The sequence below is a fragment of the Rhodococcus sp. WMMA185 genome (genome assembly GCF_001767395.1).
Taxonomy (GTDB): Bacteria; Actinomycetota; Actinomycetes; order Mycobacteriales; family Mycobacteriaceae; genus Rhodococcus_F.
Window position 1 is genome coordinate 2,101,640 of sequence record NZ_CP017014.1, and the last position, 15,415, is coordinate 2,117,054.

12 protein-coding genes are annotated in these 15,415 nt (G+C 64.4%); 5 read left to right on the forward strand and 7 right to left on the reverse strand.

The features are described 5' to 3' along the window. Window positions 1-20: 20 nt before the first annotated feature. Complete coding sequence (locus tag BFN03_RS09300; RefSeq protein WP_070378778.1) at window positions 21-1,151, forward strand: lipase family protein; 1,131 nt, start codon at window positions 21-23, stop codon at window positions 1,149-1,151. A 14-nt stretch (window positions 1,152-1,165) separates the two neighbouring features. Next, the gene (locus BFN03_RS09305; RefSeq protein WP_070378779.1) at window positions 1,166-2,311 is read left to right on the forward strand and encodes a lipase family protein; all 1,146 of its coding nucleotides are present in this window, start codon (window positions 1,166-1,168) and stop codon (window positions 2,309-2,311) included. A gap of 77 nt (window positions 2,312-2,388) precedes the next feature. Here the strand turns inward: BFN03_RS09305 and BFN03_RS09310 are convergent, their stop codons facing one another. From BFN03_RS09310 to BFN03_RS09340, 7 genes are all read right to left on the reverse strand, one after another. Further along, on the reverse strand, window positions 2,389-3,297 hold the full coding sequence (locus BFN03_RS09310) for an alpha/beta hydrolase family protein (RefSeq protein WP_070378780.1): 909 nt from the start codon (window positions 3,295-3,297) through the stop codon (window positions 2,389-2,391). Window positions 3,298-3,348: 51 nt separating this feature from the next. Beyond that, window positions 3,349-4,104 carry a succinate dehydrogenase/fumarate reductase iron-sulfur subunit gene (locus tag BFN03_RS09315; RefSeq protein WP_070378781.1) on the reverse strand — a complete coding sequence of 252 codons (756 nt, stop codon included), beginning with the start codon at window positions 4,102-4,104 and terminating at the stop codon, window positions 3,349-3,351. Window position 4,105: 1 nt separating this feature from the next. Continuing rightward, on the reverse strand, window positions 4,106-6,040 hold the full coding sequence (locus BFN03_RS09320) for a fumarate reductase/succinate dehydrogenase flavoprotein subunit (protein WP_070378782.1): 1,935 nt from the start codon (window positions 6,038-6,040) through the stop codon (window positions 4,106-4,108). Between the two features lie 87 nt (window positions 6,041-6,127). Continuing rightward, window positions 6,128-6,952, reverse strand: coding sequence for a hypothetical protein (locus BFN03_RS09325; protein ID WP_070378783.1), 825 nt, complete (start codon window positions 6,950-6,952; stop codon window positions 6,128-6,130). After that, window positions 6,949-7,230: a hypothetical protein gene (locus BFN03_RS09330; RefSeq protein WP_070378784.1), complete on the reverse strand. Its 282-nt coding sequence runs from the start codon at window positions 7,228-7,230 to the stop codon at window positions 6,949-6,951. The genes BFN03_RS09325 and BFN03_RS09330 overlap by 4 nt, the downstream gene beginning before the upstream one ends. Window positions 7,231-7,274: 44 nt before the next feature. Further along, window positions 7,275-8,018: a dethiobiotin synthase gene (gene bioD / locus BFN03_RS09335; protein WP_070380767.1), complete on the reverse strand. Its 744-nt coding sequence runs from the start codon at window positions 8,016-8,018 to the stop codon at window positions 7,275-7,277. Beyond that, complete coding sequence (locus tag BFN03_RS09340) at window positions 8,015-9,169, reverse strand: 8-amino-7-oxononanoate synthase (RefSeq protein ID WP_070378785.1); 1,155 nt, start codon at window positions 9,167-9,169, stop codon at window positions 8,015-8,017. The genes bioD and BFN03_RS09340 overlap by 4 nt, the downstream gene beginning before the upstream one ends. A 64-nt stretch (window positions 9,170-9,233) precedes the next feature. Here BFN03_RS09340 and BFN03_RS09345 point away from each other — a divergent pair, with 64 nt between their 5' ends. The 3 genes from BFN03_RS09345 to treY are packed head-to-tail and all read left to right on the forward strand — an operon-like array spanning window position 9,234 to window position 15,264. After that, a complete protein-coding gene (locus BFN03_RS09345; RefSeq protein ID WP_070378786.1) occupies window positions 9,234-10,526 on the forward strand; it encodes an adenosylmethionine--8-amino-7-oxononanoate transaminase in 1,293 nt (430 codons plus the stop codon). 57 nt (window positions 10,527-10,583) lie between these two features. Next, window positions 10,584-12,830 carry a glycogen debranching protein GlgX gene (gene glgX, locus BFN03_RS09350; RefSeq protein ID WP_070378787.1) on the forward strand — a complete coding sequence of 749 codons (2,247 nt, stop codon included), beginning with the start codon at window positions 10,584-10,586 and terminating at the stop codon, window positions 12,828-12,830. A 13-nt stretch (window positions 12,831-12,843) separates the two neighbouring features. Next, on the forward strand, window positions 12,844-15,264 hold the full coding sequence (treY, locus tag BFN03_RS09355; protein ID WP_070378788.1) for a malto-oligosyltrehalose synthase: 2,421 nt from the start codon (window positions 12,844-12,846) through the stop codon (window positions 15,262-15,264). The last annotated feature ends 151 nt before the right edge of the window (window positions 15,265-15,415 follow it).

Consider the following 15,415-nt stretch of genomic DNA (forward strand, 5'->3'; position numbering starts at 1 on the left):
GAGGCCAGGGAGTGTGCACGATGAGATTTCGGCTCCGCCCCCGTAGAACTATCGCCGGCGCGGTGACATGCGGCGTGATGCTGCTCAGCGTCCCAGTCCCTGCCGGCGCCCAGACCGCCCTCGACAGCCCGGGCACCGTCGTCTCCTCCACCCCCATACCATCCGGTGCACTGCCCGAGAGTGTCGCTGCGGGCTCGTACGTGACCTATTGGACTCAGGGCCCGCAGGGTCAGCCCGCGCTGAGCACCGGGGCGATCCTGCTGCCGCCGGGCGAACCACCACCCGGCGGATGGCCGGTCATCTCGTGGGGGCACGGCACCGTGGGTATCGCCGACAAGTGCGCCCCAACGGTCACCGGGCAGATCACCAGCCCATATCTGGATTCCTGGCTCGAGCAGGGGTATGCCCTCGTCAAAACGGATTACGTCGGACTCGGGACGCCCGGAACCCATGCATACCTCGACGGGCCGTCGGAGGCACACAGCATGATCGACATGGTCCGCGCGGGCCGGGCGGTGACGCCGTCCCTCTCGGACCGGTGGGTGGCGCTCGGGCAATCTCAGGGCGGGCACGCCGCCCTGTTCACTGCCTCGATGGCCACCACGTATGCACCCGAACTCGACTTCCGGGGCACGGTCGCAACCGGGGCGCCGTCGAACATCGAGAAACTGGCGCCGCTGGCCGGACCGGACTTTCCGGCGCTTCCGCTCACCGGGAGCACGGTGTTCATCGCGTACGCGCTCGCCGGTCTTCGCGCGGCAAATCCCGACCTGAACCTCGACAGCTACCTGAGCCCGCTGGGCCGCGACGTTCTCGGCCGCGTCGAGTCGCTCTGCTACGCGGACGCGGAAGCACAGATCGGGAATCTGACCATCGGCCAGCTGCTGTCACGGCAGCTCGACGATCCCGCGATTCAGGCAGCGCTGCAGCGCTCGCTGGCCGTGCCCGTCACCGGCTACGACCGTCCGCTGTTCATCGGCCAAGGGCTTTTCGACGACATGGTTCCGGCAGTATTCGCGTTCGCTCTCACCTCGGAGCTGGCGGCCGCGGGCCAGAACTTCGTGTTCCGCACCTACCCGGACGGTCACCTCGGGACGATGGAGGCATCTCTGCCCGAAACCACGGAATTCGTTCGGGCGGCGTTCCAATAGAAGGTGGGGTGACAATGCGACCAGAGTTTGTCCGACGCGGGTTCATCCGACGCGCAAGCATCGCTGTCGCTCTGACACTCGGCCTGGCGTGGCTCGGCGTCCCCGCCCCTGCCGGTGCGCAGACTGTGCTCGACGACCCAGGCACCGTCGTCGCTTCCTCCCCCATGCCGTCTGACGGGCTACCTCAGGGGGTGGCTACGGGAACGTACGTGACCTACTGGACCACAGGTCCACAAGATCGGCCGGCGCCCAGCACCGGCGCGGTCCTGCTGCCGCCGGGCGAGCCGCCAGCCGGCGGATGGCCGGTCATCTCGTGGGGGCACGGCGCCGTGGGCGTCGCCGACAAGTGCGCCCCAACGGTTACCGGCCAAATCGTCATACCGTACCTGGAGTCCTTTCTCCAGCAAGGGTATGCAATCGTCGCAACGGATTACGTCGGCCTCGGCACACCCGGAATTCACCCGTACCTCGACGGACCGTCGGAAGGGCACAGCGTGATCGACATGGTCCGCGCAGGCCGTGCCGTGACACCCTCATTGTCGGATAGGTGGGTGGCGCTCGGGCATTCGCAGGGGGGCCACGCGGTCCTGGCCGCCGCTTCGATCGCCACGCGGTACGCGCCCGAACTCGACTTCCGTGGAACCGTCGCAACCGGAGCGCCGTCGAACATCGAGAAACTGGCCCCGCTGACCGGCCCGAGCTTTCCCGCGCTTCCGCTCACCGGGAGCACGGTTTTCATCGCTTACGCGCTGGCCGGTCTTCGCGCGGCAAATCCCGACCTGGACGTGGACAGCTACCTGAGCCCACTCGGCCGCGACGTTCTCGGCCAGATCGAGTCGCTCTGCTACGCGGACGCACAGGCTCAATTCAGCGACCTGTCCATCGGCCAGTTGCTGTCACGGCCGCTCGACGGCCCCGAAATGCAGGCGGCACTGGAGCGTTCCCTGGCGGTACCCGTCACCGGCTACGACCGCCCGCTCTTCATCGGCCACGGCATCTTCGACGAGATGGTCCCCGTGGTGTTCACGTATGCACTCACCTCGGAACTGGTGGCTGCCGGCCAGAACTTCGTGTTCCACACCTACCCCGCCACTCACGTCGCGACGATGTACGCCGCCCTGCCCGATGTGACCGAGTTCGTCCGGTCGGCTCTCCGGTAACGGGCGGTTCACTCTAGCTCTGCCCGCGCCGGAAGAGCTTGTTACCCAACCAGACCAGTGGATCGTACCGGGTTGGTCTATGGGTGAGCGTTGTACCAATCGATCATCTCTTGGGGGTGTTCGGCGAAGTAGGTATAGCCGTGGTGGCGGATAGGGGTGCCGTCAATCCACAACATCTCCTTGTCCTCAGCGGGGATGGCATCGTATATCGCTTGGACGTCGACTTCGCGGGTCATAGAGTCGTCTCGGACTTGAACGACGAGGGTAGGGACGGTGACTGAGGTCGCGTAGCGGGTCATGTCGTAGTCGTCGACCTGGAAGCTTGTCAGAAGCTCGATGCAGGTTTCGAAGTGTCCGATGGCGTCGGGTACTCCCATGGATTCGAGTGCGCGTTCGGCGAAACTGCGGCCAGTCAGTGGCTGTATAGCGATCAGTGAGCGCACGCCCTCGAATTCCGAGGGATGATGAGTCATCGCAACAAGAGTGGCGTCGGCACCGATGCACAGACTCTGCAGTGAGATTGCCATGTCTTTGGTGTCGGGGCGCGACCGAATGTAGCGCAGTGAGCCGATGACGTCGCGCCATTCGATCAATCCGGTGGCGCAGATGCCCCCAGCTCCGGCTGAGCTGAGGCCGTGGTTTCGAAGGTCGTAGGCCAACACGTTGTAGCCGGCATCATGCAGAGCCTTGTACTTGGGAAGGAAGTCGACCTCGACGCCGTTGGAGCTGTTCCAGCCCTCGAGATGGCCGGGGTACCCCTGGCGGTTGGCGGGACCGAAGTGATTGCAGATCACTATGCGGGCGGAATCGCAGGGGATAAACCATCCCTCCAAGACGGTGCCATCGAGGGCGGGAAAGAAGACGTCTTCACTGTCGAGGCCAACGCTGTCGGGATGTTTGAGGATTGGGGTTCGTTCGGGGAACGCCAGACCACGGGCGATCGCCTCGGCGATCTCGGCTCCCATACCGGTTGCGCTGTCAGCCATTGCGAATCCTCCTCATGCGGTTTGGAACGAACGGCAAGCCGAAAACGCGTTTCAAGTATTGTGTCGCCGAAAAAGCTTGTTGCCCAACCAGACCAGTGGATCGTATCGTCGATCCACCACCCGCTCCTTCATCGGAATGATCGCGTTGTCGGTGATCTTGATGCCTTCCGGGCACACCTCGGTACAGCACTTGGTGATGTTGCACAATCCGAGACCATAAGCGTCCTGCGCCGAGTCACGGCGGTCGGCGGTGTCGAGGGGATGCATCTCGAGTTCGGCCACCCGAATGAAGAAGCGGGGACCGGAAAAAGCGGGTTTGTTGTCCTCATGGTCGCGGATTACGTGACAAGTGTTCTGACACAAGAAGCACTCGATGCACTTTCGGAACTCTTGGGAGCGTTCGACATCGATCTGCTGCATCCGGTACGCACCCGGCGCGAGGCCGGGCGGGGGCGTGAACGAGGGGACCTCGCGCGCCTTCTCGTAGTTGAACGACACATCGGTGACGAGATCGCGGATGACGGGAAACGCACGCATCGGTGTCACCGTCACCACCTCGTCCTCCGCGAACGTCGACATCCGCGTCATACACATCAAACGCGGTTGGCCGTTGATCTCCGCCGAACACGAACCGCACTTACCTGCCTTGCAGTTCCATCGCACCGCCAAGTCGGGGGCCTGGGTGGCCTGGAGTCGGTGAATGATGTCGAGCACCACTTCACCTTCGTTGACGGGAATCACATAATCCTCGAGGGCCCCATCGGCAGAGTCTCCACGCCAGACCCGGAACCGTGCGTCGTAACCCATTTCATCCCTTCCTTCCCGGATGCTCTGCGAGTTCGGCGTCGGTGTAGTACTTGCTCAGTTCGTCGATATCGAAGAGCGCCAACAAGTCCTTACGCATCGGGGTCTGACGTTTTCGGGTGATCAGGACATCCGGCACGGCCGCGCCGGGATGCGCGGACATGTCCCCGACCGCGCTGCACACGAGCAGGGTGTCGCGCCATTCGGCATCCATGGCCGGATGATCGTCACGGGTGTGCCCTCCGCGACTTTCGGTGCGCATCTGCGCCGCCCGGGCGACGCACTCACTGACGATCACCATGTTCCGCAGGTCTACCGCGAGGTGCCAACCCGGGTTGAACTGACGGTGTCCTTCGACCTCGACACTGCCGATACGTTCCTTGATCTCATCGAGTGCGACAAGCGCCGCAGCGATCTCGTCTTCCTTCCGGATGATGCCGACGAGATCGTTCATGACTTGCTGCAGTTCGGTGTGAAGGGTGTAAGGGTTCTCGGACGTTCCGTCGTCCTCGGGCGAGGAATCGAACGGAGACAACAGCATTCGTGCCGCCGCATCTACAGAGCCAGGAGAGACGACGGGTCTGTCCGAGAGCGACTTCACGTACGAGGCAGCTCCGAGACCCGCGCGGCGTCCGAACACGAGCAGGTCCGACAGCGAATTGCCGCCGAGCCGGTTGGAGCCGTGCATGCCGCCCGAGCACTCCCCCGCGGCGTACAGACCGGCGACGCTCGATGATCCGGTGTCGGGGTCGACCTCGATCCCGCCCATCACGTAGTGGCAGGTCGGCCCAACCTCCATCTGTTCCTTGGTGATGTCGACGTCCGCTAGCTCCTTGAACTGGTGATACATCGACGGCAATCGGCGGACGATTTCGTCGGCGGGCATACGCGAGGCGATGTCCAGAAACACGCCGCCGTGCGGAGTCTGCCTTCCGGCCTTGACTTCCGAATTGATGGCGCGCGCCACCTCGTCGCGGGGCAGCAGATCCGGTGTGCGGCGGTTGTTGTCGGAGTCCTTGTACCAGGCGTCGGCCTCTTCTTCGGTCTCGGCGTACTGACCTTTGAAGACTGGGGGGATGTAGGAGAACATGAACCGATCTCCCTCGGAGTTCTTCAGCACTCCCCCGTCGCCCCGCACACCTTCGGTGACGAGGATGCCCTTCACGCTGGGCGGCCACACCATGCCGGTCGGGTGGAATTGCACGAACTCCATGTTGATGAGGTCGGCCCCAGCGCGAAGGGCGAGCGCATGACCATCGCCGGTGTACTCCCACGAATTGGATGTCACCTTGAACGACTTGCCGATTCCTCCGGTCGCCATGACCACCGCGGGCGCCTCGAACAGCACGAAACGTCCACTCTCACGCCAATATCCGAACGCACCAGAGATTCGGTCGCCGTCTTTGAGGAGTTCGGAGATGGTGCATTCGGCAAAGATCTTGATTCGGTCCTCATAATCTCCGGTGGCGGCGAAATCCTCCTGTTGCAGCGATACGATCTTCTGCTGCATGGTTCGGATGATCTCGAGACCGGTGCGGTCGCCGACGTGCGCGAGACGAGGATAGGTGTGACCACCGAAATTGCGCTGGCTGATCCGGCCGTCGGCGGTGCGGTCGAACAGAGCACCGTAGGTTTCGAGTTCCCATACCCGATCCGGTGCTTCACGTGCGTGCAACTCGGCCATTCGCCAGTTGTTGAGGAACTTGCCACCTCGCATCGTGTCCCGAAAGTGGGTTTGCCACGTGTCCTTCTCGTTGGCATTGCCCATTGCCGCTGCGCACCCACCCTCAGCCATGACGGTGTGGGCCTTGCCGAACAGCGACTTGCAGACGACGGCGACGGACAGGCCCTGCTCGCGGGCCTCGATGACCGCGCGCAGTCCGGCACCACCGGCACCGATCACCACGACGTCGTAGCTGTGCCGTTCGACTTCCGTCATTGTGCTCCTTTGGTGCTATCGACTCGAGTTCTCATACATTGCCGAACGTCGTCGGCCTCACAGCCGTCTCGAGCCCGGACTGGCAAATCAATTGATCAGGCGGAGGTCGGATAGCGTTCCACTCGCCACGAGCATCACGTAGAAGTCGGTGAACATCAGCGTGCCCAGCGTGATCCACGCGAATTGCATGTGACGGGTGTTCAGCTTGCTCACCTGTGTCCAGATCCAGTACCGAACCGGGTGTTTGGAGAAGTGCGTGAGCCGGCCACCGGTGACATGCCGGCACGAGTGGCACGAGACGGTGTACGTCCACAGCAGGATGACGTTGCCCACCAGAATCAAGGTCCCGAGTCCGATGCCGAACCTGCCGTCCGCGCCGCGGAACGAGCCAACTGCGTCATAAGTGTTGATCGCGGAGATGACCACCGCGAAGTAGAAAAAGTAGCGGTGCACGTTCTGGACGATCAGCGGAAAACGCGTTTCACCCGAGTAGGTGCTATGCGGCTCGGCGACCGCGCACGCGGGCGGTGCAAGCCAAACCGACCGGTAGTAGGCCTTGCGGTAGTAGTAGCAGGTGAGCCGGAATCCGAGCAGGAGCGGCAACACCAGGAATCCGAGCGGAATGATCATCGGCAATTCGCCGATAGGCGTGCCGAAGTGGCTCGAGCCCGGCACGCAGGACGTACTCAAGCACGGTGAGTAGAAGGGTGTCAGGTAGTGATATTCGTCGACCCAATACGCCGTTCTGACCCACGAACGGATCGACGCGTAGATCACGAACGCGGACAGACCGAGCACCGTGAGCAGCGGCAACTGCCACCACCGGTCGGTGCGGAGCGTGCGTTCGGCTATCTGGGCACGCGTCGGAGCCCCGACGCCAGCACTACCGGGATTCTTCGGCGGCGCGCTCATTCGCGCCCGTAGTGGAGTCCGCCCAGACCCTCGTCATCGACGCCCCGCCACATCGACGCGTCGTACGGGGTATCGGACACCTTGATTCGTTCCTCCGATGGGCGAGAGGTACGCGGAGGCGAGGAGTCGAGTTCTCGTGCATCGATCTCGAGCCGCTCGAGATCATTATCAAGTCGCCGCACGGGTGCGGCATCGCCGTACATCGAACGCAGCGAACCGACGCAGCGCCGCAGACGGTCGATCGTGCGGTTCAATTCGAGCATCTCGGAGGTCGACATGAAATCTCTCCCAACCCCGCCGAATAGTCGTGACGTTGCTCACACTACCGGTAAACGGGGAGCTTGGGGGTGATTTCCGGCCGCGGTGAGTCGCGAGCCAGGTCCAGCATCGAGCTCAACCAGGCGCTGTCGAACCACCCGGGCGCCGCTGCGGCAAAAGACGCGGCTTGCAGGCTTCCACTGCCAGCGGGGATGGACCCGACGACATCGACGCCGGTCACCGCGGGCAGGTCGTCAAGATTGCATTGCTCAGCGAGCCCGGGCTCGTGCGGCCACGAGCCGATCACGATTCCGGCGCAGGCGAGCCGCTCGGCCGTCAGCGCTCGGATGGTGAGTTCGGTGTGGTTGAGAGTGCCGAGTCCGGCTGCCGCCACCACAACGGTCGGTGCGTCGAGCGCCCGCGCGAGATCAACGAGAGTAAATCCATCGACTCCCAGTCGCACCAGCAGACCGCCCGCCCCCTCGACGAGCACCAGGTCGCGTTCGGCGTCCAGCGCCCTCACGCTCTCTACGACGTCGGCGCACCGCACCATCGGCAGTCCGGCACGACGGGCCGCAGCAGCGGGGGCGAGCGGATCCGGGTAGCGGGCGAGTTCGAGCACCGCCGCCACGCCGGACAGTCTCCTCACCTCCGCAAGGTCACCCGGCTGTCCCGGAGCGACTCCGGTTTGCGCGGGCTTGCAAACCGCCACGGACAGACCCGCAGCCCGCGCTACGGCTGCGAGCGCTGCCGTAGCCACGGTCTTACCCACGTCCGTCGAGGTACCGGTGATCAGGACGATACTCATGCCCACGCTCCCTCGAGGACGTCCGCCAGCACGGTCTCGATCCGAGCCAGTTCCTCGGGGCCGAGCGTCGCCCGGGCAGTGAGCCGCAGGCGCGACGTGCCCTCCGGCACGGACGGAGGTCGGAAGCAGCCGACGTGCAATCCCTGTTCCCGGCACGCAGCTGCGGCGTCGACCGCCCGCTGCGGGTCGCCGAGAATCACCGAAACAACAGCAGACTCGGGCGTCCCCGCCCCTGTGAATCGGGCAAGGTCGCGGGCTCGGTCCAGTACGGTGCCGGCGCGATCGGGCTCGGCTCGCAAGATCGAGAGCGCCGCGCGCGCCGCTCCCACCGACGCCGGGGCCAAACCCGTGTCGAAGATGAACGTGCGTGCTGAATCGATGAGGTGTGCGCGGACCTTTTCGGAGGCGAGAACCGCACCACCCTGGCTGGCGAGAGACTTCGACAAAGTGGCCGTCACGACGATGTCCGGTTCGCCCGCCAGCCCCACTTCGTGCACCAGGCCTCGCCCACCGCTGCCGCGAACACCGATGCCGTGGGCCTCGTCTACGAGTAGGAACGCGCCGAATTCCCGGCATACCCGGTGTAGTCCGACCAAGGGCGAAAGATCGCCGTCCGCGCTGAACACCGAATCGGTGATCACGAGTGCACGCTCCTCGGTCCGGTTGGCCAGCGCGCTGCGAACGAACTCGACGTTCGAATGCGGGGCAACGTCGACGCGAGCGCGGGACAGCCGGCAGGCATCCACGAGTGAGGCATGACTTCCGGCGTCGGAGACGATCAGCGATCCGGCGCCGGACAGCGCGGTGACGGCGCCCAGATTCGCGGTGTAACCGGAGGAAAACACCAGACCGGATTCGGCGCCGACAAACTCCGCGAACTCCCTTTCGAGCAGATCGTGTTCGGTGGTCGACCCGGTGACCAACCGCGAGCCGGTGGCCCCCGCACCCCACCTTCGTAGCGCAGTCGTCGCCCCGCGTACCACCTCGGGATGGCGCACGAGGCCGAGGTAATCGTTCGACGCCAGATCGATGAGTCCACTACCGGAGGTGCGAGGACGCAACTCGCGGCGCAGTCCGGCAGCACGTCGCCGGTACTCGATGTCGTCGAGCCAGGTGGACGGGGCGCGGTCGGTGCTCACCCACAGCACCATACGCGACTTGAACGGTGTTCAACCCGGTATGGGGTCACATTCTTCGGGTGGCTAGAGTCGAGCGGTGACCTACCCGAGCCTGTCCGTCGACGACATCTCCACCCTCGACGCCTCCCTGCTCTGGCATCCGTACGGCGCATTCCCTGCTTCGACGGCCCCACTCGTCGTAGCCTCGGCGAACGGGACCCGGCTCACCCTTGCCGACGGGCGCGAACTCGTCGACGGTATGAGTTCCTGGTGGGCCGCGGTGCACGGCTACCGGCATCCTGTCCTGGACGCGGCCGCCACCGCACAACTCGGTCGGATGAGTCATGTCATGTTCGGCGGTCTGACCCACGAACCGGCTGCCAGGCTGGCGCAACTGCTCGTGGATAACTCCCCGGACGGTTTGGACAAGGTCTTCCTCGCGGACTCGGGCTCGGTGTCCGTCGAGGTCGCGATCAAGATGTGTCTGCAGTACTGGCGAAGCCGCGGCACGGTGGGCAGGCATCGACTGCTCACCTGGCGCGGCGGCTATCACGGCGACACGTTCGCGCCGATGAGCGTCTGCGACCCTGATGGCGGAATGCACTCGCTGTGGACGGACGTGCTGGCACGGCAGGTGTTCGCGCCACCGCCGCCGCGCGAGTTCGACGCCGGCTACGTCGCGGAGTTCGAACGTCTCGTTCAGTCACATTCGTCCGAATTGGCGGCGATCATCGTAGAACCGGTGGTACAGGGTGCGGGCGGCATGCGGTTTCACGATCCCCGGTACCTGTCGGAACTTCGACGGATCTGCGACGAGCACGAACTACTGCTGGTGTTCGACGAGATAGCCACCGGATTCGGCCGAACCGGAGAGTGGTTCGCTGCCGACCACGCCCGGGTGAGCCCCGACATCATGTGCGTCGGTAAAGCCCTCACAGGCGGATACATGACTCTCGCCGCTACCCTCTGCTCCAGCGAGGTCGCCGAGACCATCAGTTCCGGAGACGCCGGTGGGCTGATGCATGGGCCGACGTTCATGGCCAATCCCCTCGCCTGCGCTGTCGCAGTGGCCTCGATCGAACTGCTGCGCTCACGCGACTGGCGAGGTGAGGTCGCCGCCCTGAACGCCGGACTCGAATCGGGCCTGAGGCCTGCGGTCGACCTCCCCGGAGTCCGAGACGTCCGCGTTCTCGGTGGCATCGGAGTGATCGAGCTGGCGAACCCGGTGGACATGCAGGAGGTCACCGACGCAGCCGTGGCTTCCGGGGTGTGGCTACGGCCGTTCCGCAACCTGATCTATGCGATGCCGCCCTACGTGTGCACCGCCGACGAGGTGCGGACCATTGCAGCAGGAATGTGCGCGGCGGCTCATAGTCAGAGCGCCGCCTGACCGGCGAGGAGTGGTCGAAAAGAGAGCAGAACGGCTGCGGGCACTACTGTTTTCGATATGGGCCCTCGCGATTCGACCGATACCATGCCGTTTCCGGTGTGGCCCGGTAGCGCCTATCCCCTAGGCGCCACATACGACGGGGCCGGAACGAATTTTTCGCTGTTCTCCGAAGTAGCCGAAGCCGTCGATCTGTGCCTGATCGCCCGGGACGGCACGGAAACGCGGATCCGCCTCGAAGAGGTCGACGGCTACGTGTGGCACGCATATCTGCCGACGGTCGCTCCGGGCCAGCGCTATGGGTACCGAGTCCACGGACCGTGGAACCCGGCGGCCGGGCATCGCTGCGATCCGAGCAAGCTCCTCCTCGACCCTTACGGCAAGGCTTTCGACGGCACCTTCGACGGCGACCGCTCCCTGTACTCCTACGACGTCGAGGAACAGGCGGACCTCCACGATGCCATCGACCGCGACAACGAAGACCCCGAAGAGCACCTGTCGGGGCATTCGGAATCCGAGGTCGAGGCGGAAGCCGAGAATCCTGTGGAACCCCCCTTGGCCGGACATGATTCGCTCGGCCACACGATGACCACAGTGGTGATAAACCCGTTCTTCGACTGGAACTCCGATCGCGCGCCCAAGCGTCCCTACCACGAGACCGTGATCTACGAGGCTCACGTCAAGGGCATGACGGCGACCCACCCCGATGTTCCGGAGAATCTCCGTGGCACCTATGCGGGGCTGGCGCATCCGGTGATCATCGACCACCTGGTCGGACTCGGCGTCACCGCGATCGAACTGATGCCGGTGCACCAGTTCATGCACGACCAGACCCTGCTCGACCGCGGGCTGCGGAACTACTGGGGATACAACACGTTCGGCTTCCTCGCCCCGCACAACGAGTACTCGTTGGCGGAGAAGCCTGGCGCCGCCGTATCGGAGTTCAAGTGGATGGTCCGGACGTTCCACGAGGCGGGTATCGAAGTAATCCTCGATGTCGTCTACAACCACACGGCAGAAGGCAACCACCTCGGTCCGACCATCTGTTTCCGCGGGATCGACAATGCCGCCTACTACCGCCTTGTCGACGGGAACGCCGAGCACTACAAGGACTACACCGGGACCGGGAACAGCTTGGACGCTCGGCACCCGCACACGCTGCAATTGATCATGGACTCGCTGCGGTACTGGGTCACCGAAATGCACGTCGACGGATTCCGATTCGACCTCGCGTCCACGCTCGCGCGCGAACTGCACGACGTGAACCGGTTGTCCGCGTTCTTCGACCTCGTCCAACAGGACCCGGTTGTCAGTCAGGTCAAGCTGATCGCCGAACCGTGGGACGTCGGGGAGGGTGGCTACCAGGTGGGCAACTTTCCCGGACTGTGGACGGAATGGAACGGCAAGTACCGCGACACCGTCCGCGATTACTGGCGGGGCGAACCGGCGACTCTCGGCGAGTTCGCGTCCCGTCTGACCGGATCGTCCGACCTCTACGAGGCGACTGGCCGGCGGCCCAGCGCGAGCATCAACTTCGTGGTCGCCCACGACGGGTTCACGCTACGCGACCTGGTGTCCTACAACGAGAAGCACAACGAGGCCAATGGCGAAAACAACACCGACGGTGAGAGCCATAACCGCTCCTGGAACTGCGGTGTCGAAGGCCCGACTGACGACCCGGACATCCTCGACCTCCGTGGGCGGCAGAGCCGGAACATGCTGGCGACACTCATGCTGAGCCAGGGCACCCCTATGCTGGCGCACGGCGACGAGATGGGCCGTACCAAGCAAGGCAACAACAATGTGTACTGCCAGGATTCGGAGCTGTCGTGGATCGACTGGTCTCTGACCGATACGAACGCAGACCTACTGGAGTTCACCAAGCGGGTGATCGCACTGCGGATGAACAATCCGGTGTTCCGTCGACGCAGATTCTTCGAGGGCACACCCATCCGCAGCGGCGACCAGACCAGAGACATCGCATGGCTCACGCCGTCGGGCGAGGAGATGACGCCCGAGGATTGGGACAGTGGGTTCGGAAAGTCGCTGGCGGTATTCCTCAACGGGAAGGGCATTCACGAACCCAACCAACGGGGGGAACGGGTTGTCGGTGATTCGTTCCTCTTGTGCTTCAACGCGCACCACGAGGGAATCGACTTCTCTACTCTCCATTCCGATTACGCCGAAGAATGGACCGTCGCGCTCGACACGTTCGTGCCGAATGGGGTGAAGGAATCGGTGATCAAAGCGGGAGATCCGCTGCATGTCGAGGCCAGGTCGCTGGTCGTGCTGCGTCGGACCGCCTGAACCGAGGACAACCATGTCGATCACGGCGACGTACCGGCTCCAACTACGTGGCGACCATTTCACCCTCACGGACGCCGCTGCCGTGGCCGACTATCTCGATGACCTGGGGGTTTCGCATGTCTACCTATCACCGATCCTCACAGCGACCGCCGGATCGACCCATGGCTACGACGTCACCGACGTGACTCGCGTATCCCCCGCACTCGGCGGTCGTGCGGCGCTGCTCGCGCTATCGGAGGAGTTACGTTGCCGCGGCATGGGAATCGTCGTAGATCTCGTCCCCAACCACGTCGGCGTTGCGAAACCCCACCAAAACCCTTGGTGGTGGGACGTACTCACTCACGGTCACAGTTCCGAATACGCGGAGTACTTCGACATCGACTGGGATGAGGACAACGGCGTAGACGGCCGTCTGGCGCTTCCCGTACTCGGATCGGATGCGGATCTCGAAACACTGACGCTCGACCGCTCCGGTACCGAACCGTTGCTCGCATTTCACGAGCATCGGTTCCCGGTCGCGCCGGGCACCGACGGTACCGACCCGCGATCGGTGCACGACGCGCAGCACTACCGCCTGGTGCCATGGGATTCCGGGCTCATCGGATACCGGCGATTCTTCACGATCAGTGACCTTGCCTGCATCCGGCAGGAAGATCCGCGGGTATTCGAAGCTGCGCACCGCGAACTTCGAGACTGGGTGAGCGGCGGACTGATCGACGGCGTGCGCGTCGACCACCCGGACGGACTGTCCGATCCGGCGGGATACCTCGCCCGGCTGCGCGCGGTGATCGGCGCGGACCGCTGGCTCGTGATCGAGAAGATCCTGGCTCATACCGAACCGCTGGACACCACTCTGCCGATCGACGGCACCACCGGCTACGACGCACTTGCCGAACTCGGGGGTGTGTTTCTCGAACCCTCGGGGGCGGCCCCGCTGACCGCGTTGTCGGCCGCCAAGACGGGAGATCGAGGGGACGCGGCCTGGCTCTCTGAGCAGGAAGTGGCGATCAAACGCACGGTCGCCACTTCCGGCCTGGCACCGGAGGTCGGTCGACTCGTGCGTGCGATCCTCGCCGAGACCGGCAGCGCGTGCGGCAGTGATCTTCTTCGCGAGGCCGTCGTGGACGTCATCGCAGCCATGCCCGTGTACCGGTCGGACTACCGCCCGCTCGCCGGACTGGCGGGCCGCGTTATCGGGGACATCGCCCGACACGAAGCGGAATGGGCCGAACCTCTCGACGCGCTCGCTGCAGCTCTGATCAATCAGGGTGAGGCGGCCACCCGCTTCCACCAAGTCTGCGGCGCAGTGATGGCGAAGTCGGTGGAGGACTGTCTCTTCTATCGCACCGCCCGCCTGACATCACTTCAAGAAGTGGGCGGCAATCCGGCACGAATGGGCATCGCACCGGCCGAGTTCCACCTCGCGAGCGCGGAGCGCGCTACCAGGTGGCCGAGGGCCATGACGACACTCTCGACCCATGACACCAAGCGCGGGGAGGACGTCCGAGCCCGGATCGGCGTCCTGACCCAGGTGCCCCACCTCTGGGCCGGATGCGTCGATCGGTGGGAGCGGATTGCCCCGCCCCCGGATCCGGTTACCGGTCTCTTCATGTGGCAGACGCTGTTCGGTGTGTGGCCTGTGGACGGTCGGGCTGCAGCCGAGGTGCCAGGCTTTCGAGACCGCATCCACGCCTATGCGGAGAAGGCCGTCCGCGAAGCCGGAGCCCGCACATCCTGGAACGACGTCGACGCGGACTTCGAACGTGATCTCCATCTCTGGCTCGACACCGTGATCGACGGGGCGGTCGGGAAATCGATCGGTTCGCTGTGCACCCAATTGGCACGGCACGGATGGTCCGACGCTCTCGGACAGAAGCTCCTCCAACTCTGCGGCCCGGGAATTCCGGACGTGTATCAGGGCACCGAACTCTGGGCAGACTCCCTCGTCGACCCCGACAATCGCCGCCTGGTGGACTACGACTTGCGGCGGCGCACCCTCCGGGAACTGCGGATTCCACCCGTCGATGCGACGGGTGCGGCCAAGATGCACGTCGTCCGGGCCGCTCTGAGACTTCGCCGGGAGAGACCGGAGTCCTTCGTCGGGGGGTCCTACACCCCGATTTTCGGTACCGGGCAGGCCGCAACCCACGTGGTGGGCTTCGCGCGGGGCCCAGCAGGTGCGCGCCCTGACATCGTCGCAGTGGCAACCCGGCACAGTGTCGCACTCGACGGCGTCGCACTCGGCGACGTTCAACTCGGTCGGCCAGGCTGGGGCGACACCACCGTCGCGCTGCCCGAGGGGACGTGGACCGACCGCCTCACCGGCGAGACAGTGCACACGGCCGACGACGACACGATTCCCGGACCCCGTGCCGACTCGCTGTTCGCCACCTACCCGGTCGCCCTGCTCACGCTCTTGGCAACTGACCGCTGACCGAAGCCGGGCGACTGCCCATCTTCCTGCCGTGCACGGTAATGGAAGTGTCAGATTCGATTGGCTGTGAGTTACTCCACGGCTGTTGCTTTCGTCCGAGATGTCTGCAAAACTCTCCGCTCGATAACGACTCAATAACAACTCAGTAACG

What these genes read in the sequence shown, in the direction of transcription:
- bioD (WP_070380767.1), bottom strand. Translation starts at nt 8,018, where the DNA reads ATGAGTATCGTCCTGATCACCGGTACCTCGACGGACGTGGGTAAGACC.
- BFN03_RS09330 (WP_070378784.1), bottom strand. Translation starts at nt 7,230, where the DNA reads ATGTCGACCTCCGAGATGCTCGAATTGAACCGCACGATCGACCGTCTG.
- BFN03_RS09315 (WP_070378781.1), bottom strand. Translation starts at nt 4,104, where the DNA reads ATGGGTTACGACGCACGGTTCCGGGTCTGGCGTGGAGACTCTGCCGAT.
- glgX (WP_070378787.1), top strand. Translation starts at nt 10,584, where the DNA reads ATGGGCCCTCGCGATTCGACCGATACCATGCCGTTTCCGGTGTGGCCC.
- BFN03_RS09320 (WP_070378782.1), bottom strand. Translation starts at nt 6,040, where the DNA reads ATGACGGAAGTCGAACGGCACAGCTACGACGTCGTGGTGATCGGTGCC.
- BFN03_RS09305 (WP_070378779.1), top strand. Translation starts at nt 1,166, where the DNA reads ATGCGACCAGAGTTTGTCCGACGCGGGTTCATCCGACGCGCAAGCATC.
- BFN03_RS09325 (WP_070378783.1), bottom strand. Translation starts at nt 6,952, where the DNA reads ATGAGCGCGCCGCCGAAGAATCCCGGTAGTGCTGGCGTCGGGGCTCCG.
- BFN03_RS09300 (WP_070378778.1), top strand. Translation starts at nt 21, where the DNA reads ATGAGATTTCGGCTCCGCCCCCGTAGAACTATCGCCGGCGCGGTGACA.
- BFN03_RS09310 (WP_070378780.1), bottom strand. Translation starts at nt 3,297, where the DNA reads ATGGCTGACAGCGCAACCGGTATGGGAGCCGAGATCGCCGAGGCGATC.
- BFN03_RS09340 (WP_070378785.1), bottom strand. Translation starts at nt 9,169, where the DNA reads ATGGTGCTGTGGGTGAGCACCGACCGCGCCCCGTCCACCTGGCTCGAC.
- treY (WP_070378788.1), top strand. Translation starts at nt 12,844, where the DNA reads ATGTCGATCACGGCGACGTACCGGCTCCAACTACGTGGCGACCATTTC.